We start from the raw sequence: 21,088 nt of genomic DNA on the forward strand, positions 1-21,088 counted from the left end.
ACGTCAAATCAGTTCTTTCGGATTCCTTATTTGGCTGCACCTATACTTGTTAGCCAGGCTTTGCAAGCTTCAGGCCATTTGTTGAGCGACCCAAATTTTGTTGTTCGCAATCCGTAGCCGTGCCCCCCGGTTGGGTAGAGATGCATTTCGGCCGGAACCCCACTTTTCAGACAAGCCAGGTAGTAATTTATGCTATTTTCTACCGGAACCGTCTTATCGTCTTCGGAATGGACCAGAAACGTTGGCGGTGTTTGGTTGCTTACCTGTAGCTCGTTGGAGTAATAGGCAACCATCTCGGGGGAGGTATTTAATTTACCCAATAATTTATCTCGTGAACCCGTATGGGCTTTCTCCCCAAATGTGACGACCGGATACATCAGGATAGCAAAATTTGGTTTGGCCAGCTCACTGGCTTTCGGTCCTCGATGGTAATGAGTCGAAAGCGTTGATGCTAAATGACCACCTGCCGAAAAGCCCATAACCCCTATTTTGGTTGGGTCGATACCATATTTGCTGGCATTTTTCCGAATCAATGTCATCCCCTGCATAGCATCCATCAAGGGGACTTCCTGCTGGTTAGTCATAATTTCAGGATTGGGCAACCGGTATTTCAGCACAAAAGCAGCTATGCCCATGTCATTAAACCAGCGAGCAATGTCGGACCCTTCATGACTGGCCGCCAGAATTGAATAGCCTCCTCCTGGGCAAATCATCACAGCCGCGCCCGTCATTTTCTCTTTAGCAGGCATATAAGCTGTTAATGTAGGAACCGATACATTGCTGATTCGCAAGATTCCATTGGCATCTGTTGCAGAAGCTTCTGTGATTTGGGCTCCAGCAATGGCATTTGGAATCGCATCATCGGTCCATAGCTTTACAACATCTTGTGCCGAAGCAACCGTCGTTAAACCAGAAATAAAAAGCATACTAACAAAGAAAGCGCGCATATGTGTAGAAACGAATCAAAGAAGCCTTTAAACAAAAAGCCGACCTTGTGGTCGGCTCTACTCATATCTCCACTTCACTATCAGCGTCGGATGAGCTTGTATTAGTACCGCCGTGCAAAATGTCGATCAGTTCCTTTACCCGATACACCGTTGTATTATAGCGGTTACCAAGAATTATGATGACATATTCATCTTTAGGACTAAACCAGAACATGGTATTGTAGCCCTTCCACCAGCCTGAGTGATAAATGTATTCCGGCTGATTCATATCATTTAACATCATCCGAAACCCGTAGCCATAATTCTTAGCTCCTTTTCGTTCGAAACTGCGTGGAATAAATGCTTCAGCCAACATTTTTCTAGGCAACAGGCAGTCTCCATTCAAGGCACGATACCACCGAAACAGATCGCCTGTTGTTGAATAGATCCCTTTATCACCAACTACATCGTCGTAATAATCTTTGGGAATTCGGCGGTTCCACTGATAACCCGCCGTTCGATGGTGATTAATTGAATCGTTCTTGGTAGTTGCCACAAAGGTCTGATGCATACCAAGTGGCTCAAAGATATTTTTGTTTATAAACGACTCATAGCTTTGCCCGGTTGCCTTCTCAATAATAGAGGCCAGCACCATATAATTCGTATTGCTATAGCTAAAGCCACGGCCTGGTATGTTATAAGCTCTGGGCGTGGGTTGTACGGTTGCAAACCAATGCATGATCGTTGCATTAGTTGGATAGGGTTTTTCTTTCTTATAGAAATTCACCTTCATGCTATCGTCGAAGGCATATTGATAATTGGGCAAGCCACTTCGATGACACAATAAATCCCGAATCGTGATTCCGTGATAGGGGAAATCCGGGTAATATTTTTGGATAGTATCTTCAAACTTCAGTTTACCAGCCTGAATAAGCTTTAGCGTACCTACAGCCGTAAATGTTTTTGACAGAGAGGCCAATTGAAATTTAGAATCTTCAACCAGTGTATCGCGCTGGCTTTTTTCAAAATGGCCCAATCCAAACGACTGTTTATAAAGTACGATTCCTTTCTGGGCAATCAATACATTCCCGTTCAAGCCGCTTCGGACTTTCTGACGGATTATCTCATCGATTTGCTGCGTTTTCCGATCGGCATCGATTTGTTGCCGGACAGCTGCTTCCTGGTCTGTAGTGAGCAACTGACCATCAGCACAGTTACGCATTTCACGTGCCGACCGATTGAGATTCTTTTGGGAATCCTGCGTACACGCAACACTAATTGCTATGAGAATTAAACTAGCGCAAACACTCCAGATACTATTCGTCCTCACCATCCTCACGCACTTATTTCAACTTACTTTTATTAGCAGACATTAAACAAAAATAGTATTTATACCAGACTCAGCGGCCTCCATTGAGTTAAATTCAAATGAAAGTTCGTTATCGGCCTTTCAGACGTTTATTTAAATGGCCATCTGGGTGATAGTACAGAGCGAGATTTCCGTTGGCGTTCAAAAACACCTATTTTCCGTAAACTAACATATCCTCCTACACTATTAGGCAACAACTCACCTGAATCAACTGCTAATGATCCGTTCAATACAGTTCCGCCAAATAGATTAACCGGTATTGATGCCGTTAGCAAACCAGAAAACTCTCTAGGTAATGTTAAATAAGGAGTGACATAAGTACCTGCATTTTTACTAAACGATAAACGAGTGGTTATATCTACTTTACCAACGACTAAAGCGCTTAATCCTATATGAAACACACTGACACGATTATTGGCAATCCCAAAACGAGGAGGCAGCGACGAATTAACCTCCTGCTGTGGTGTTAAAAACGGCGTACCTATCGTGCGGCCAAAATACGTCCAGCCATCTAGATACTGACTATGATTAAAATAATCGTCACGACCTCTTAATTTCGGATCCTCAAGAACAAATACCTCTCCCCCCTGGCTTCCTGTAAACAGGTACTCTACAGTAATTTGACGCAGAAAAAATGGTGAACCTTTAGGCTCATTTCCATTTTTCAACCGTAGACCGTTCAAACCGTCTTCTAGATTAGTACCATAGAACAGAGAACCATCGTCATAAACAAATTGGCGATAAGCGAACAGATTCCAACGGCCTATATTCACATCAGCGGCCAGATCTATCGAACCCAGATGATTACCTATTCTATTTTCTTCAAAACGAGTGATTGTCTGAATATTCTGATCTTCCGGAAAGGGATCTCTGGTTCCTAAAACTACCGCAGGAAAATACTTGATACTCGATGGTAAGCGCCCATCTGCACCTATATTCGGGCTTACGTAGTTTGTATAACCACCCCACATTACCTGATGATTGAACCCACCGTATAATCGCAACAGCCAGGAAGGCTTTCCAATTCGCCCGTATAAGGATGATTGATGGAGATAAACCCCCTTTATCAGGCGATCTGCATTTTCAAACCATCCATGAGCAAAGGTTCCCATTAGGGATATAACACCCTTTGTAAGTCCAATAGGCGTAAACTGAGGTACCGCAAGTTGGATTTTAGGCATTGGCAACGCGTTTCCTGACCAGATATACGATCCTGTCGTCAGTAAAGTATCCATCAAGCCAATCACCTCTTTACGGCGCCCAATGTAAAGTTCCAAAGCGCCCCAGCGGCCCTTTACATAAGCTTCAGGAAGTAGAACCTGATTAGTTTTCCCTGTATTAATAACTGCATTTATACCATAGCCCCAATCAACTCGTGGTCTGTAACCTGTACTATCAGTTGATTGGTAATCAGACTTTAAACCAGCAGATAGCCGCCCTAGAGAGGACTTCAGCGGCACCGTGCCATACTGATTTGCCCGAAGCCAGAAAGGGGTCTGGTCTGAAGCAACAAAACCACCTAGCTCAAGCTGATATTGGTTTGCCCGCTGCCCATACGCTATATTAACCCCACTGATAATATAAATTATCCCCAAAAACAATAAGCAAACAAGCCTCATAAAGAAGAGTGGCTACATTAAAAATTAGCCAACGATCATTTACCACGCCCCTGAGCCATAACTCGCAGGGTTTGTGCAATGATCCACATATCAAATAAAAATGACCGGCGTTTGGGATAGATTAAATCATATCGTAAACGCTGTACCATTTCATCAACGTTGGCAGCGTAGCCAAACCGAATCTGGCCAATCGATGTAATCCCCGGCTTTACTTTCAAAAGGGATCGATATTCAGGAGCAATTTCGACAATCTGATCGATAAAATACTGCCGTTCGGGTCTTGGTCCAACTACCGACATGTCTCCGATCAATACATTATAAAATTGAGGAATTTCATCAAGCCGCGTTTTTCGCATAAATCGCCCCCAAGGAGTAATACGAGCATCTAATAGACCACCTGACAGAACCGGGCCGGTTTTCTCAGCATCTACGTACATACTACGGTACTTATATATTTTGAATGGTTTTCCAGAACGCCCGATTCGTTCCTGGGCATAAAAAATGGGGCCTTTAGAGGTTACTTTCGTAATTACCGCAATCAGCAAAAAGAATGGTGCCCCCAGCCCTAAAGCGAGTAGAGAAAACAATATATCAAACGAACGCTTAAAGATGTTTACCCTAAAATCAGCAATCACCTCTGACGATAAATTCAAAACGGGTAGAAAATCATGATATTCAACCGACGTGCTACGCGCTAAAAAGCCTCTAAAATCAACCAATAACTTTACCTGATAATCAAGAACTTCGGCATTATCAGCGATAGGCCTCAAGTTATTATTATCAATATAAGGCATACAGCAGTATACACAATCAATTTGTTCCTTTTGAATATAGGCGAGGAGATTAGTGTAATCACCTGTAAGCAGACCTTGGTTTTCTAAAGTCGGTTGATCGAAATACCCACAAAAGCGAAACCCCATTTCAGGATGCGTATCATAAAAACTTTTTATAGAAGCAGCCAATTTACCATATCCGACAACTACGTATCGCCGATTATTATAGCCTCGAGCGCGATATTCTCTCAAGAATAGTAGTCCCCCAATTCGAATAACGGCTGCTAGCCCAATAAAAAGTAAGTATGTGATCAGTAAGTGCTCTCTTGAATAGTAATAGGCCCGTATGCTTACCCAATAAATCGAAATAACCGACACATGGATAATCATTAATATTAATAGCTTTCTTATTAAATGGTCTGCCTTAAAAAGCTGCCTGGGGAATATATACGGTTTTAGGAGTAATATTTCTATTAACCAAATCAAATTAAATGTTGCCCATAATGTTGCATATGGCTGGTCCCAAACGGTTTCAACAGTCTGAAATTTTATCCAATAAGCTCCTACAAAAGCCGCATTTAGACTTAGAAAATCAACAATTACATGAAGTGGGAAAAACAGTATGGAATAACGATGCCTCATACTTGTTGGATTTATTTGGCGAAGTATGGCTACTATACCCAACCGCTTATGCTAAAATAACTCATTGACTTAATTGAGTATGCAGAATATTATTCTACGGCTCAATTTACAACCCTGCAAATTAATAATTACCTGTCGTAATAAAAAACAATCGATAGTACCGAAATCAGAATAAAGTTACATAACCATTATCTGTTCCAGCTTTTGCGAATCCCGATATAGGCTCCGAAACTATTTTGATAAAAATCACCAGCATCACCTGCAATGCTGGCATTGAGGTACAGACCTCCAAGCATACGTAAAGGTACACCTAAACTAGCATAAGCAGAAAACTGATCTCTTATGGATTGAAAAGGATTATCATAAGTACCTAAGTTTCGACTAAAAGACAACTTAACCTGATAGGAAACTGGAGCGAGTAACTGTCGTCCACGTAACGGGAGTTTTCCTGCTAGTCCCATATGAAATACATAGACCCTGTTGTTTGCCGTAAACGTGCCATAAGGATATTGATCTTGGCTACCTAGTGCTGGGGCAATAAACGGGGTACCGACTGTATGATTGCGATATGCCCATCCATCTCTATACTGCTGATGATTAAAATAATCATCTTTACCTCGTCGGTTCGGATCATCATACACAAAAACTGGGCCGCCCTGGCTGGTTGTGTTCAAAAATTCAAATAGAATATCGCGTACTAAAGCATTGGGGTCATTACGCCGGAGTCTGACTCCATTTAATCCATCAGCGATGTTTAGCAAATAGAACAATGAACCGTCTTCATAGAGGTTCTGCCTATATATATATAAAGTATGTCGTACTAAGTCAATTTCTGCCGCTACGTCAACAGAGCCAAGATGATTACCGACACGATTAGTCAAATCAAAAAAGGTATATTGCTGCGTGTCGGTCCGGCCATAATTAAGGGTAGTCACTACATAAAAGTAGTTAATCAGACCAGAGGGCAGTTTACCACCGACCGGAATTGTACCCGGAATCCCCGTCGGATCGGCTGCTTGTCCTCCCCAAATGGCTTGATGATTTAATCCTCCATAAATATGTATTACATCGCTCGGCCTTCCTATTCGAAGGTATAGTGACTTCTGGTGTAATAATTTATTTCGAATATATCCTTGGGCATCCAAGTAGCCATGTGCATAAGTTCCCTGGATAGCAACCCAACCTTTAGTAAATCTGATTGGGGTGAAAACCGGAATAGAAATTTGAATTTTAGGAACTGGTATGGCATTACCTGACCAGGCATATGATCCTGTCGACAATGAAGAATCAGCGAGCCCAAATTTTTCCCGTTGTCGGCCAACGTAAGCTTCAAAAATCCCCCGGCGTATGGCTATATAGGCTTCGGGAAGTAGTAGACTCTTTTCATACGATAATAAATTTTGGGGTGTATTAGCGACAAAATTTATTCCATATCGGACATCAAATTTAGATTCCTTCCACCGCCCTGTACTATGGCGACTCGTGTCGTAATCACTATATAAGCCAACCCGTAAAGAGGATACTGGAGACCTATTAGGAACTATACCGTATTGATTAGAGCGCAGCCAAAATGGGGTTTCGGTAGATGTCGATATATATGTTCCTATTTCAGCAGAATATTGATTAGGGCTATGAATCAGTTGGGCCAATAAGTAATAAGGAACAACACTAAATATGAGAAAAAAAAATATCAGACCTGGCTTTGTGCAAGTGAGCATTGATTGTCTGGTATAAATGAGCTAAGAAGGTTACAATAATAATGCCGTATTCAATAATTTACTTCAATTAATTAAGATTTCTATAGTGTGGTAAAGTTTTACTAGCCCTATTAACAGCAAAAGACACTCCAATTGATTGGAGTGTCTTTTGCTGTTAATAGGGCTAGTAAAATCATTTTTTCACGAGCCTTCCACTAACTCTTTGTTGATTAACCTCAACAATTGGGATATACATACCCGAACTTATTGCTTCTGGTTTCCACTCTAATCGATGACTACCAGATGGTTGGTCTTCGTCTCTTAGTAACTGCGCTACGACTTTACCTTGTGAATCAATGATCCATAAATTTACTTTACCATCAGCAGGCAAGTAGTAGTTAATTGTCGTTGATTGCTCAAAAGGGTTTGGGAAAGCAGTAAGTTGTAAAGTAGGCTCACCCTGCTGCATAACTGGATCTATCTGAGCAACAAATTGACTACCATGCTGAGCCTGAAAGCCAGGTAACAGGCTTATAGACCGTCCTGCCTTGTATTCAACATCCGTATTTTTGATCAACAAATTAGAGGCTTCTATAGTCTCAATGGCCCTCTCCCGATATTGACCAGCCTTTTCATAGCTTATCTTGATAGTCAATCGATTTTGAATTGACTGAGCCATACCGACAAAAGATAAACAGCAGCCTAGTGCTAGTAGTAGTAGTCGCATACTATTTACGATCTTTAGATTGGAGTTTGTTAACTCGATGCTCAAGCTCTACACTTTTCTTCTTCAATAATTCATTTTCTTTTTTGAGCTCAATCAGGTAAAGCGTTAATTCTTCAACTTTCTCAAGAAGCTTCGCTTGCATTTTACCTACATCAACTCCCTCACTAACGACTTCCTCAGCAGATGGAATGCCGGGCAAATGCTTTTCATGATTAATATAGTGTTCTACCTCATTTAAATTCCGAAGACGATAGCCTTTTTCAAACACACGGTCAGACCAGTCATCCGTTGTTTTTACCGCAACTTTTACTTTTTCCGTCAAAACGCCATCAGCGACAAAAAGTCTGTAACCAACAGGAGTCTTACTAATACCGGGCCCAATAACGACTGCCCCTGTGTTAGTATTCTGAATATTTGCTCCATCAGCTTGCCAAAGTGGCGTTTCGTCAGCAGCAACTCTTAAATTAGGTGTACCTGACTGTGCTAATACAACATCTCCTGAGGAGTTAACTGTCAAAAACTTATTAGTTGTGTATGTAGTACTAACAGCGCTTGTCAGATTAGTAAATCGCAGTCCACTATTTCCGTTGGTGCCCTGAGTAATTTCTAACTTGTTAGCAGGGGCGGATGTACCGATCCCTACATTGGCACTGTAGCCCAAAATTACACTGTTGCTCGCCGTGGCAACCGCATTGTAACCCAACACGGTCACATTGTTGAGAGTCACTCCGACCGGCACGCCAGCATTATGCCCAATAAACGTGTTAGCACTCCCATCCAGATTCTCTTTACCAGCATAGCTGCCAATATGAACATTGGAGCCGCCCCGTTTGTTTTTCGAACCTGCTTCTGAGCCAATGAACACATTGAAGTTACCTTCTGTATTGGCCAGGCCAGCCCCATTACCGATAAAGTTATTGTTAGCCCCTACCGTGTTGCTTTCTCCGGATGAGCTACCGATAAAGGTGTTATAAGCCCCCGTTGAGTTTCCATAACCAGCTCGTTGACCTAAGAAAAGATTGGCAAATCCATTTGTATTACCGTAACCTGCAGTACTACCAATAAATACGTTAGCCCCCCCCCCCTGATTATTTCGGCCCGCCTGATAACCTAGAAATGTGTTAGCTGCGCCTGTTGAACCGTAACCTGTTTCAAAGCCAACAAATGTATTTTGTGATCCTGATATATTCGAAGCCCCAGATTTGCTGCCTAAAAATATATTACTACTTCCCGAAGTATTAGCTGCGCCAGCTAAGTTGCCATTAAATACATTATCATTCCCGTTAATATTTGCAGAACCGGCATCAGCACCTAAAAAGCTATTATTGATGCCTGTTTGGTTTGCATAGCCCGCCCCAGACCCCACAAAGGCATTATTCTGCCCAGAAGTATTAAAAAAGCCAGCCCTATAACCAGCAAAAAGGTTATTGAACCCTACATCATTTTTATTACCAGCTTCTGAACCAATAAACGTGTTATAATTACCACTCGTATTCGTGAGTCCAGCAGAATATCCAACAAAAGCATTGCCTTGTCCACTCGAGTTATTTTTACCAGCACTAGAACCAAGAAACACATTTTGGGTACCAGCTGCATTAGCCACTCCTGCCGCTCTACCAACAATCAAATTATTAGCCCCACTCATATTTAGGTTTCCTGCTCCTATCCCTATCAGCGTATTATCAGAGCCTGGTGTGATTGATTCTGGTGCAGTTGAAACAAAGTTCGTTTGAGCTGTCAGAATATGGCAATTAGCCATAAAAATAAATAGCATGTAAAATTTGTGCTTCATAACTTGAAACGGTTTAAACATATGGCAATACACATACAAAGTTAAATTTTAGAAAGTTGAATAGCCAGATAATCTAAATTAGAATGTAAACTAACCAATCCTCAAGCCAAACTCTTTTTATTATACTAAGATCATTACCGTGTGATTCCTTACTATTTGTCAACTTACTTAGTTACAAATCGATCAGAGTTGAATAATCAATTCTCAAAAAATGTTAAACGAAATAACTACAACCGCATACCCAGACCTATATATGAGAAACTTAAAAAGAAACAAATTTCATGCCATAGGATGTTATTTAGGCTTTCATTGGTCGCTTTTAATTTGATTGAGATATTGCTTCAAAAGTAGGCTTTTAATATAAATAAGCCAAATAAGTAACAAGTAAAAATGATAAGGCTTACTCAATAAATACAATATATATATATTTAACATCCGGAGCATATATATAAGTAAACAGATATCACTAGATATATCATTTACTCTATTTTTAGTTAATAATTTCAATATAGCTTCAACACCATATTGACCTTACCCCGTTCGAGAAACCAGTTTCAGCCGGAATTTAAGCTAAGATGAGGCCCTCCAAATAATGGACCACTCAAAGATTTAGGAATAGCCAAATCTACGATTTTTAAGTGATTCATCACTATCACCACCGCACGGATTTCCATGGTTTATGCAAGCAGTGGCGTATAATTTTTGTCATATTTTTGGCCCCGCGCCACCACCGAGCAGACCCGGTGGATGAGTTTATTGCGTACCGCGTTCAAGACAAGCCGCATCGGCGGTCCGAATTTTATTCTTGCCCTCCATAACCTTGCGCTGATAGTAATCTCGTAGCTCGCCCTCCATGCGGATGGCAGACATAGCTCCCAGATGAAAAACAGATTTCAACGGGGCAGCCCGCGCTGCGTAATCGAGCATGTTGACTCACGCGAGTTTTGCCTCGGACGCTGCTACCGATCGGTATTCAAAAGAGGCTACACCAGCATGGCAATCGGACGGCCGAAGCCGCTAATTTCTTGGCATTGTTGATTGCCTTGAACTCGTCGGTTGCTGCTAATACTTCGGTTGCAGTGGCACTACCAACACCAGGGATAGAAGTAATCCAGCCAAAGAGTTCTTTGAGCCGATCATCACCTTGAATGAGTTCATCAATTTGTTTATCAACCACTTCCAGATCAGCGTTAATTGCTTTGAGGGAAGCCTGACAGTTTTTAGTGAGTTGCTTTTGAAGGGATGACTCCACAAAACCAGCTTGTTCGGTCAGAGGCTGTTGAAGTTGCTGGCGAACGCCTACAAGCCGTTGACGCATAGCACCGCTCCGGCCTTTAGGTTTAAGGGCTGGTAAGATTCCTGGATTTGGGTAGCTTGCCTCAGAAAGAAAAACAGAGCGGGCTACCCTATCGCTCGGCAAGGTTCCTAGGCCTATGCGGGGCGGCCCGTGCCGGCCGATTTAGGACCCGCTCTGTCTCTACTTGGCTGGCTCGAACGGTGCGCCGTAGCGATAGAAATGTGGGACACAAGGCCCGTTAGCAAGGTATGAGCACAAAACAACGGGGCCGCCCGGCGGTAGGCTTTTGGCAACTCTAAAGTACAAATCATCATGGACATTCGCTATTTCATTGGTATTGACATCGCTAAACTCACGCTGGATTGGGCGGTTTACGACGGCAAGAAAATAGTACTGCAAACCAGCTCTCCTAACACCATCGCAGGTATCAAGACTGCCTTGCGGCTCTTAAAGGCACTGCCTGGTTGGAACCCACAACAAGCCATCTTCTGCATGGAACACACAGGTATTTACAACGCTCACCTGCTTGATTTTCTGCATAAACTTCATTTCCCTATTTGGTTAGAAAGCAGTCTGCAAATCAAAAAAGCGGGTGGTTTGCAGCGAGGAAAAATCGACTCAATTGATGCCCAGCGGATAGCTGAGTATGCCCGCTCCGGCGGCCCGGTTTCGCTTCCGCGATCAGCTTCGCCTATGGGAGCCGCCCCGCCAGATTGTTCAAAAGTTAGCATTGTTGAGTGCTACTCGTCATCGGCTTATCAGCGTGTACAACCAGCTGGCTTGTCCTCTAACTGAACAACAGGGCTTTATCGGCCCAGTGCTGCAAAAGCAACTGGGCCAGAGCTGTCAAGCCTCGTTAACCGCCTTGGAGAAAGATCGCAAAGCAGTGGAAAAGGCCATTGATAAACTTATCGAAGCTGACCCACGTCTGAGTCAACTTTTTGAGTTGGTCATGTCTGTGCCGGGCATCGGTACGGCCACGGCCACCGAAGTTGTCATCGCCACCAATGAAATGAAGGCGATCACTGACCCTAAAAAAATGGCCTGTCATGCCGGGGTTGCCCCCTTTAATTACCAATCAGGCAGCAGTGTCCGAGGGCGTCCCGGCGTGAGTCAACATGCTCGTAAACGACTCAAGTCTTTGTTCCACTTGGGTGCGATGGCAGCCATTCGAGCCAAGGGTGAACTTCAGGACTACTACCACCGAAAAGTGAAGGAGGGCAAGAATAAAATTCGGACCGCCGATGCGGCTGGTCTTGAACGCGGTTCGCAACAAACTCATTCATCGCGTGTATGCGGTGGTGGCACGGGGTGAAAAATATGACAAAAATTATGTGTCACCTCTTGCATAAACCATAGAAATCGGACCGTTCAAACATTGATGAATCCCGGAGAGTTGGGGACGTTCAAGCCTATGAGCCGCTGCCCGGTTGCGTCTAGGCCGCTTACTATGTAGATGCAGCCCTTCTAGACGATATAGACGATCACCCGCTTGTGATTATCGCGCCAACCCTCACGTCGGAGCAAGTGAAAATGCGTTGGCAACCATATCGAACCCAAGTTTCGGCAATCTCGCGTATGCGCTTTCTTAATAGGGAATCGTCTCGCCGATGGTCTTTATAAAACCAGTCGAGCCACCGGAGCGGTTGAGCGTCGAAGCAGAAGCACGATACAGGATCGACGCTCGACCGCTCCGATAGTCAGCCATCAGGCTTTGGGCCAGCCCTCGCTTTTGATCTGGCCCGCCCGGGCGGCCCCGTTAGAGCTTTTTTTGATCACATCCTGAAGCATCTGTTTATCTAAGCTCAAGTCCGCTACCAACTGTTTTAGTTGCTTGTTCTCTTCTAATTGGCGCAGCCGTCGAAGTTCGGGAACTCCTAGGCCTGCGTACTTCCTACAGTCCGCCGTCGCGGCTCCAATTATAAAAGCGGGGTGGCCCGTGCTGGGGCCTCACTGATGCCCATCTTACGGCAAACTTCGACAAAGACCGTGTCGGCTTGACGAAGCGCAAAAACAATTGCTCCGGCCCCCGGTTGTGCTTCGGTGAATTTTCTCTTCTTCACAAGCGATTATCTGATTGGTTTAAAGTATAAAAAACCGCCCAAATTCTCTATTTTAGATTGGTTTAGTTTGCTGGGAGGTTGTCACATAATAAATTGCATAATAGGCTTATTTAAGAGCGTGTTGGGGAATTATGTTTGGTTCTTGGATTGAATTCGTTGCAACATGATCTGAATGTTAGCTAAATACATCCAACTAACCGAAGAAGATATGGTATATTCATAGTCCTTCACCAGCTTACGGAAGAAATTTGTCCAGCTAATACTCCTTTCGACCACCCAACGCTTGGCTACAGGCACAAATCCCTTGGCTGATTCAGGCCGGGACGCTTTCTCAAACTCGATACTCCAAGTTGCTAACTCTGCGGCAAATACCCCGTTATAAGCCTGATCGCCGAAGAACTTTTCCAGCCGATCGCCACATCGCCACAAAATACTAGTGACAAGGGGGACAGCTAAGGCTCCATCGGCCCCATTTGCTAGGTTTACATCAGCTACCCATAAGCGTCCTTGGGTATCGACGACAAACGTGCGCTTGCGTCCATTAACAAGCTTATGGGCATCCATACCTCGATATTCGCCAATCATAGGTAATAACTTAATAGATTGTGTATCAATACATAATGCGGAAGGTAGTGCTTCCCTGCCTTGCTGTTGACGGTCAAATTGGTTCAGTGCCGCATTCATTTTTTCGAAAACCCCCGCTTTCTTCCACTGGTTAAAATAGTAGTAGACAGCTTGCCAAGGTAGCCAGTCAGGGTGAATGTTACGCCACTAGCTGCCTGTGCGCAATAGCCACAAAATACAATCAAGAATTTTACGTAAATCGTGTTTACGCTTGCGTTGGAGCCGGGTGGCCGGTGCCATTGAAAAAAGGCGAAATTGCGGCCCACTGGTAGTCGGTCAGTGGCCCCCACTGTTTGGTCATAGCTTTGTCGTTTGGCGACCACAAAGTTGACTCCGCTACCAGTTCTTTTCAATTCCCAAACACGCTCTTAGCTTGACTTTAGCCTTTTAGAAGAAACTCGCGGGTATCCAGCGTGTAATTTTGGGTCGCCAAACTCAAATCACCATGCCCATTTTACCCGACGAGTTTCTCTCAGTAATACTACCATACGCGAGTCTGTTTTGCAAACGGGTCTTTGCCCATGTGCAACTATTAGTGGCGGGAGCCGTCTTGGCACCCGGTAAACGAACCATCAGTTCGGTACTCCGAATCATAGGCCTCAATAACGAAAAAGCCTTTCATAAGTACCACCGGGTATTGAGCCATTCCCAATGGTCAACACTGGCCGCTAGTCGGCTCTTGCTTGACCAACTGCTTAACTTATTTGTGGGTGATGGCCCTCTAATAATTGGTATTGATGAGACGCTCGAACGACGTTGGGGACCCAAAATTCAAGCCCGTGGCATTTACCGCGATGCCGTGCGCAGTAGTGGCAGTCATTTTGTAAAGTGTAGCGGATTAAGATGGATGAGTGTAATGTTGTTAACCAAAGTAAGCTGGGCTAATCGAGTATGGGCACTCCCTTTCTTAACAGCTTTAGCGCCCTCGGAGCGCTACTACGCCGATAAGCCCCGCCTACACAAGAAGCTCACGGATTGGGCACGGCAATTACTGTTGCAGGTAAAGCGGTGGGTTGGTGAACGTGCGGTTATTGCAGTCGGCGATAGTAGCTATGCAGTCATTGACTTGCTCACATGCAGGGCCAGGTTAGTCTAATCAGTCGGTTACGGTTGGATGCGGCCTTGTACGAACCGGCTCCTATTCAGTCTGCTGGCAAACGAGGCCGAAAGCGGCTCAAAGGGCAACGCTTGCCGACCTTGATGGAGGTAGCCAGTGATCAGCGAACTCAATGGGAACCCTTGACGGTAAGCGACTGGTACGGGGGACAACCACAGGCCCTCGACTATTGTACAGGTAAGGCCCTGTGGTACCACACCGGCAAGCAGCCGGTGGCCATCCGATGGGTGATTGTGCGTCTGGATGGTAAATTAACCGGCTTAGTTAGTAACGATGATCATTTACAGGCCCGTCAGATGATCGAGTATTTTGTCCGCCGTTGGTCGATAGAGACAACTTTCGCCCTGGTACGTGCGCATCTGGGTGTGGAAACACAACGGCAATGGAGTCATAAGGCAATTGCCCGCACTACCCCTGTTTTGCTGGGCTTGTTTTCGGTAGTTACGCTCTTAGCCCATTCATTACAGCAGCAGGGCCAATTGGTTAGTCAGGCGAGCAGTTGGTATATCAAGCAGCAGTTGACATTCAGCGACGCACTGGCTGGGGTTCGCCGGTATTTGTGGCAGGAAATGAATTTCCAGACATCAGGCTCGGCGGTAGTACACGTTAAAATGAGCCAACAGCAGTACCAACTGTGGCAGAACGCCTTGGCCTGGGCTGCATAAGGCTAAAGTCAAGCTTAGAGTCAATACTAGCTATTTTTGGCAACTTATTTCACCAAAAACAGGAATCAATACAGTTGAGATTTTAATTAAATTTATTTAAATTATTATTAGCTAACTGGCCTTTGTCAGTAAAGCCTATAACCATATTATTTTCTATGTAATTATCGACCACTCTTTTATCAGGTAAAAGTAAAGGAGTAATAGCTTTACTTTTACCTGTATGTCGAAACGTATTGTTTGAAATTCTTGAATTTGTAAGGCCTGTTAAATAGCCGAATATAGGTGAGTCCGGCACTATGTCGCCCAATTTAACATTTCCAGAGTAATCACCAGTAAACACATTATTTATTATGTACACCGTAGTAATAATTTGGCCTCCACCAAATTCAATACATCTACCTAGGCCATTGCGGTGCATGTTAGCTACAATTTGAATGTCTTCTGCTTTATGATTAATGTAGATCAATCTATTGACATAATTCAACGAGTTACTATTAACTTGTAAGCCTTTTATATTCTCGCCGTTAGCATTAATAAAATAAGGAATGTGTTTGTTCACATCAGTATATATAAAATTATTATTTATTTGTAATCCATCAGTATTAATTAAATCAATTGCACCACTTCTTATATCGTAGAAAGTACAACCACTTATACTTGAGTTAGTAACTGAGTTAATACGACTTCCTAATTTAATTGAATGATACGCAGCTACATCGAATGTACAATTGCGAATATGGATATCGTCCCCCCGCGCAAAATTTACCCCATATTGCTCTGGTGTTTGGAACCATACATTATCAATATAGGTACTGTTATTATTCGCATCTTGTGCGCCTTCGCCACCATAAATTAATGCAGTTTCATTGGCAGCTTTTGAGGCACTACCTTTTAAAATCCCGCCAATTATATGAACCCCCGACGAAATACCGTCCGTATCTTTGATGATGTGAAATAAATGTTTCCCTTGAGCCATCTGTTGAAGTCTTGTGCCTCCGTAACTGCTAGCCTGTTCCATTATGATAGTACAAGCCCCACGCACCAGAATTTCATTGGTAACTTTGTATAAACCATGAGGTATATAAACGGTATTGGATCCATCGGAAGGACTAGCCGCTCCTCTAAGTTTAGGGTTATTAACGATACAGGCAGCATCTATTGCAGCTTGTATGGCTTTGGTATCATCGGTTACTCCATCACCTTTAGCTGAAAAATGTTGCTGTACATTAATTGGTCCCTCTAAAATACGTTTATATCGTTTGCCCATTTGGGTCACGATTACTGTCCCACTGTTATCAGGCGTTGTTATATCTTTAGGATCGTAACGAAATGCACCGTAAGATTTAGAATCTGTTATATATATGTAATTCGGCGCTTCTCTTAAGTTTCGAATTTGCTCTATACTATTATAAGTTTGAAGTGTATTCACTAAAAGAGTTGTTTGTTTTCTATTTTTATCGCTAGCAGATCGATTTGTTTTAATCTGTGAAAATAGTAAATATGACTTCAAATACAATATGGAGAAAAATAGAATACGATACGTATCTGAGTACTTCATGAGTGCCTGGGTTGTTATATATTTAAATAATTGATTAGCAAAGCTATCAAATTACAATAAATCATATATCCTGAATTTTATTTATATTTCAAAGATATTATTTGATATGCAAACAATCGATATTTTAAACAATTGAGATATAATCATAAATATCGATATAGAATCACTTTAGCTTATTTTTCAGTAATTGTAACTCTTGTAATTGTTTATTTTGTTTATGCTTAATTTTAATTATTTGTTTTTGTAAATCATTATTTATCTTTTGAAGTTGAATACTGTAAAGCGTTAATTCTTCTATTTTTTCCAGTAGAATAGCATCGGTCTCATGTAAGTTATTACCAGATAAAACCATCTCCTTTGCAGAAGGTACTCCTGGCAAATGCTTTCTCTGATTAATATATTGTTCTACTTCGCTTAGGTTACGCAAATGATAACCTTTTTCAAATACTTTATCACTCCAATTCGAGGTCGACTTTACCGCCACTTTCACTTTTTCAGTCAATATCCCTTCCGCTACGTATAATTTATAACCGACAGGTTTTTTATCAATTCCGTCACCAATTATTATTCCTCTCTCATTTGTATTCTTTAGATTGCCATCATTCTCCAATTGCCAACTGTTAACCTCAAGAGAGTCAATACTTGCTTGCCGGAATGCGCCTTTGCTACCGCCTACTAAAGCCAGTACAATATCACCATTAGCATTAACAGTTAAAAACTGATTTGTACTTATAACAGGTATATTAGCGCTTGTCAGATTAGTGAATCGCAGTCCACTATTTCCGTTGGTGCCCTGAGTAATTTCTAACTTGTTAGCAGGGGCGGATGTACCGATCCCTACATTGGCACTGTAGCCCAAAATTACACTGTTGCTCGCCGTGGCAACCGCATTGTAACCCAACACGGTCACATTGTTGAGAGTCACTCCGACCGGCACGCCAGCATTATGCCCAATAAACGTGTTAGCACTCCCATCCAGATTCTCTTTACCAGCATAGCTGCCAATATGAACATTGGAGCCGCCCCGTTTGTTTTTCGAACCTGCTTCTGAGCCAATGAACACATTGAAGTTACCTTCTGTATTGGCCAGGCCAGCCCCATTACCGATAAAGTTATTGTTAGCCCCTACCGTGTTGCTTTCTCCGGATGAGCTACCGATAAAGGTGTTATAAGCTCCCGTTGAGTTTCCATAACCAGCTCGTTGACCTAAGAAAAGATTAGCAGAGCCACTACTATTACTGAATCCTGCAGCATTGCCAATAAATACATTTACAGAACCAGTGGTATTCTGATAACCAGCTCTGTTTCCAGTAAAGACATTACTGTTAACAAAGGAAAAGTTATTTTGTGCATTTGCCTTACCAATAATGAAAACCAGTAAAACGCTAGCAATCATTTTTATATATCTATTCTCCATATTTTAAGCCGTGCATTAATGGTATCTAAACTTATTACTGCTGTTATTATAAAGCCCAAACCCAACAGTTACTCAACAGGCTTATCCCGCTACAACTAAATTAGTTTATTTAATATGTGCTTTAATTACCCCATTATTAGGAAAATTGTTTGCTTAAATTTTCTAAAATATGTACGGATAGGCTATCCTAAACAAATCTTAAAGAGTTATTGTTTACAACTCATCTTTACCAATAGATCGAATTTAATCGTTACTTAATGGCTATCAATGTAAAAGACCCACAATTTGGTGCAGTAGGAAACGGCTCTGCAGATGATTCAGCGGCCATTCAGAAAGCCGTAAATTATGCAAAGACTCTCTCTGCTAATGCCTCGGCTCCATATATTGCTACTGTTTATTTTCCTGCAGGATATTATTTAATAGGAACAACTATCAATTTGACAGGGGCAACGGGCATTTGGTTAGTTGGCGATGGGGGATCTTATTTAAATACAATCATCCTTGGCATCACAGGTAGCCGACCTATGTTCGACTTTAGTGGCTCTTCATTTTCTGGCTGCGAAAACTTTATGTTCGAACCAGCTGGGGGGAATGCGTCAAGCCCGTCCACTATAGCTGTACAATTTGGTAGAACTAATCTTGGCGGGTTGAATTGTGGCATTAAGAAATGTTATTTTCAAATGAGTGACACACCGTCATCCAACGGTGGACTAGGGTCAATTGGACTTTTGAATATACGGAGTGAAGAGTTTTTTATACATGAATGCACTATTCGGGCTAACTCACCAGTAGTTCTGAGCTACTCAGCCAGCCTTAATTACCCAGGTGTCAATTATTCAGCATCCAGCTCTTTTTCCCCTGGGCTCTTATCGGGCACAGGGTCTATGGGAGTAGTGAATATAATGGGCACCTCTTTACAGGCTGTTGAAAAGCGGCAACCTGCCCTAATCCTCAACGGCACAAACAGCATAAACTTTGAGGGATACCTCAGTCGAATTGTTTCAGCTGGTGGCACGAACGAAACAGCTGTACTATGTACTACAGCAACTACAAATTTAAAACTTCATGCCACTGTTGAGTCTTTTTCTAGAATTCTACAAGTTATAAGCAGTGGGCTTGAAAACTGTGACTTAGATGTAGTAATTGCTAATTCTTTAACTCCCACAACGGAATTAATTGATATAACAAACTGCTTTGTAGCAGGACTTAAAGCTCGAATCGCTCAGCCAGTTACTACTGAACGTAATCGTACTGTGCTCTATCACGCTCCTACTAACGGAGGTACTCAGCAAGCGGCTGGCACACTAATTAATTGTGAAATATATTGCATAGCAGTTCCCAACAATCAATTCATTATATCAGCCAATCTTTTAAAACGTGCAACTAATGTTTCGCTAAATACCTTACAACCATTTGAAAAACGTAACGGTCGTATTCGACAATTAGCCAACACTCGCGTTTCTGCAGGGGTTAATGGTAATGTGACGGCGGCAACTATCTTACAATTTATTGAAGCGCGATTATCTACTACGTCAAACAACAGTGGATATTATCGAATCTGGGTGGAAGGTACAATGAAAGCAGGAGGGTATGGATCAGGCCAGGCTGCAACTTTTTGTTTTCAAGCCCAAATCGTAATTAATCAAAAGTATGATGGTACTTTATCTCCTCCATCCGTTACGATTATCTCATTAGATGAAAGCTCAGACAATCCTAATTATCTTTTTATCAACGGTATTATAGCTAATCTCACTTTTAGTGGAGGCATTGGATCCGTCACATTGACACCTCGGGTTTCAGGTAGTGGCACAGGAGAACCTGTTTATTTTGAAGGCTATAGTGAATTGCAAAGTGATTTTTTTATTAATGAGCCTATACCCATATCGTAAGCATTAATTCCAAAACGATCTATGCATGCTAAAAGATCGCTTTATCTTTAAAGGGATATTTTCATGCCAGTATCCCAATTTATAGCCAATATATTTTGCAAGTGTTCGAATTAATTGTTTAGGAATTAGATACACTCTATTTATTCTTACCAAATAAGTCCATTCTTTTAGAACATATTTTACTCCTTCCGACTCTGCTTGCGTAAAGGGCTTAAGAACGTTTTGCTGTTGTTTATGGAAAACGCCTATATCAAAATATCGTCTAAATTCCTCTAAAAGTTTATAGTTATGCGAATGAAATACTTCAGCTTTCGACTCATAAGCAACAGATTTCCCGTTTAAAATCAACCGTGCGGCTACACTTACATCTTCACCTAAAATAGTATCGGATGGAAATCCACCCACTTCCATTAAATCTGCTTTGCGATATGCAGCAAATGAGTTAGAACAATGACAAGTTTTTATTCCCATTTCAGGAATTAACGACTTATTTTTTATGATGCTTTTAGCAGGGTAGTTGCTTGCTCTGGCAAACTGGCTTAATACATCAGCATCAGGATAAGGTAGCTGGCGCCCATAAGCTAAAGAAACGTCATTATGACTAAGTAGTGCCTTTACTAATAATTCAAAAGCATCTGGTTTTGCAGGTAGAGCGTCTTGCGTCAAAAAGATTATAAGATCATACTTTGCCAACGATACGCCATAGTTCCGAGTGCTTCCATGATTAAAAGTATATTTTGGAATTACATTGAAAGGCAACCCATAACTTCGAAGCAACGCCTGTGTTTCATCATTTGATTCTGAATCAATAATTATTAATTCATAAACTAACGTTTGTTGCTTTATTTCTTCTATTAATTTCGGAAGGTAAGAAGCCGCATTGTATGTTGGAATAACAACAGAGACCATAACA

18 protein-coding genes and 1 pseudogene are annotated in these 21,088 nt (G+C 42.3%); 5 read left to right on the forward strand and 14 right to left on the reverse strand.

Going from position 1 to position 21,088, the window contains the following annotated elements:
* Positions 1 to 26: 26 nt before the first annotated feature.
* From BGO59_RS07370 to BGO59_RS07410, 9 genes are all read right to left on the reverse strand, one after another.
* Positions 27 to 947 (reverse strand): alpha/beta hydrolase, encoded by a 921-nt coding sequence (locus tag BGO59_RS07370; protein ID WP_293682732.1) that lies wholly within the window; start codon positions 945 to 947, stop codon positions 27 to 29.
* A 61-nt stretch (positions 948 to 1,008) separates the two neighbouring features.
* On the reverse strand, positions 1,009 to 2,148 hold the full coding sequence (locus tag BGO59_RS07375) for a serine hydrolase (protein WP_293682734.1): 1,140 nt from the start codon (positions 2,146 to 2,148) through the stop codon (positions 1,009 to 1,011).
* Between the two features lie 236 nt (positions 2,149 to 2,384).
* Entirely contained in the window at positions 2,385 to 3,914 is a 1,530-nt protein-coding gene (locus BGO59_RS07380; RefSeq protein ID WP_293682736.1) for a capsule assembly Wzi family protein, read from the reverse strand.
* A gap of 35 nt (positions 3,915 to 3,949) precedes the next feature.
* Complete coding sequence (locus tag BGO59_RS07385) at positions 3,950 to 5,329, reverse strand: sugar transferase (protein ID WP_293682738.1); 1,380 nt, start codon at positions 5,327 to 5,329, stop codon at positions 3,950 to 3,952.
* A gap of 188 nt (positions 5,330 to 5,517) precedes the next feature.
* Positions 5,518 to 7,047 carry a capsule assembly Wzi family protein gene (locus BGO59_RS07390; RefSeq protein WP_293682740.1) on the reverse strand — a complete coding sequence of 510 codons (1,530 nt, stop codon included), beginning with the start codon at positions 7,045 to 7,047 and terminating at the stop codon, positions 5,518 to 5,520.
* Between the two features lie 172 nt (positions 7,048 to 7,219).
* Entirely contained in the window at positions 7,220 to 7,705 is a 486-nt protein-coding gene (locus tag BGO59_RS07395; protein ID WP_293682742.1) for a T9SS type A sorting domain-containing protein, read from the reverse strand.
* Positions 7,706 to 7,754: 49 nt separating this feature from the next.
* Entirely contained in the window at positions 7,755 to 9,545 is a 1,791-nt protein-coding gene (locus tag BGO59_RS07400; protein ID WP_293682744.1) for a TMF family protein, read from the reverse strand.
* A 753-nt stretch (positions 9,546 to 10,298) separates the two neighbouring features.
* Positions 10,299 to 10,472: a hypothetical protein gene (locus BGO59_RS07405; RefSeq protein WP_293682746.1), complete on the reverse strand. Its 174-nt coding sequence runs from the start codon at positions 10,470 to 10,472 to the stop codon at positions 10,299 to 10,301.
* Positions 10,473 to 10,518: 46 nt separating this feature from the next.
* A complete protein-coding gene (locus BGO59_RS07410) occupies positions 10,519 to 10,863 on the reverse strand; it encodes a transposase (protein ID WP_293682748.1) in 345 nt (114 codons plus the stop codon).
* 291 nt (positions 10,864 to 11,154) lie between these two features.
* On the opposite strand from BGO59_RS07410, the gene BGO59_RS07415 reads away from it, so the two are divergent.
* Together BGO59_RS07415 and BGO59_RS07420 are read left to right on the forward strand one after the other, a co-directional pair.
* Positions 11,155 to 11,637, forward strand: coding sequence for a transposase (locus BGO59_RS07415; RefSeq protein WP_293682750.1), 483 nt, complete (start codon positions 11,155 to 11,157; stop codon positions 11,635 to 11,637).
* Entirely contained in the window at positions 11,606 to 12,157 is a 552-nt protein-coding gene (locus BGO59_RS07420; RefSeq protein ID WP_293682752.1) for an IS110 family transposase, read from the forward strand. Before BGO59_RS07415 ends, BGO59_RS07420 begins: the two co-directional genes overlap by 32 nt.
* A 60-nt stretch (positions 12,158 to 12,217) precedes the next feature.
* On the opposite strand, the pseudogene BGO59_RS07425 reads toward BGO59_RS07420, so the two are convergent.
* A pseudogene (locus BGO59_RS07425) lies at positions 12,218 to 12,905 on the reverse strand (IS3 family transposase); the annotation flags it as partial.
* 129 nt (positions 12,906 to 13,034) lie between these two features.
* Entirely contained in the window at positions 13,035 to 13,667 is a 633-nt protein-coding gene (locus tag BGO59_RS07430; RefSeq protein WP_293683139.1) for a transposase, read from the reverse strand.
* A 307-nt stretch (positions 13,668 to 13,974) separates the two neighbouring features.
* On the opposite strand from BGO59_RS07430, the gene BGO59_RS07435 reads away from it, so the two are divergent.
* Together BGO59_RS07435 and BGO59_RS07440 are read left to right on the forward strand one after the other, a co-directional pair.
* The gene (locus tag BGO59_RS07435; protein ID WP_293682754.1) at positions 13,975 to 14,625 is read left to right on the forward strand and encodes a transposase; all 651 of its coding nucleotides are present in this window, start codon (positions 13,975 to 13,977) and stop codon (positions 14,623 to 14,625) included.
* A complete protein-coding gene (locus BGO59_RS07440; protein WP_293682756.1) occupies positions 14,604 to 15,311 on the forward strand; it encodes a hypothetical protein in 708 nt (235 codons plus the stop codon). The genes BGO59_RS07435 and BGO59_RS07440 overlap by 22 nt, the downstream gene beginning before the upstream one ends.
* Before the next feature lie 82 nt (positions 15,312 to 15,393).
* Here BGO59_RS07440 and BGO59_RS07445 read toward each other — a convergent pair whose 3' ends face one another.
* Together BGO59_RS07445 and BGO59_RS07450 are read right to left on the reverse strand one after the other, a co-directional pair.
* Entirely contained in the window at positions 15,394 to 16,869 is a 1,476-nt protein-coding gene (locus tag BGO59_RS07445; RefSeq protein ID WP_293682758.1) for a right-handed parallel beta-helix repeat-containing protein, read from the reverse strand.
* A gap of 163 nt (positions 16,870 to 17,032) precedes the next feature.
* Positions 17,033 to 18,286: a bZIP transcription factor gene (locus BGO59_RS07450; RefSeq protein WP_293682760.1), complete on the reverse strand. Its 1,254-nt coding sequence runs from the start codon at positions 18,284 to 18,286 to the stop codon at positions 17,033 to 17,035.
* Positions 18,287 to 18,543: 257 nt separating this feature from the next.
* Here BGO59_RS07450 and BGO59_RS07455 point away from each other — a divergent pair, with 257 nt between their 5' ends.
* A complete protein-coding gene (locus BGO59_RS07455; protein WP_293682762.1) occupies positions 18,544 to 20,175 on the forward strand; it encodes a glycosyl hydrolase family 28-related protein in 1,632 nt (543 codons plus the stop codon).
* A 3-nt stretch (positions 20,176 to 20,178) separates the two neighbouring features.
* On the opposite strand, the gene BGO59_RS07460 is transcribed toward BGO59_RS07455, so the two are convergent.
* On the reverse strand, positions 20,179 to 21,084 hold the full coding sequence (locus BGO59_RS07460) for a glycosyltransferase family 2 protein (RefSeq protein ID WP_293682764.1): 906 nt from the start codon (positions 21,082 to 21,084) through the stop codon (positions 20,179 to 20,181).
* Positions 21,085 to 21,088: the final 4 nt, after the last annotated feature.

The organism is Spirosoma sp. 48-14 (genome assembly GCF_001898575.1).
In the GTDB taxonomy this organism is placed as follows: domain Bacteria; phylum Bacteroidota; class Bacteroidia; order Cytophagales; family Spirosomataceae; genus Spirosoma.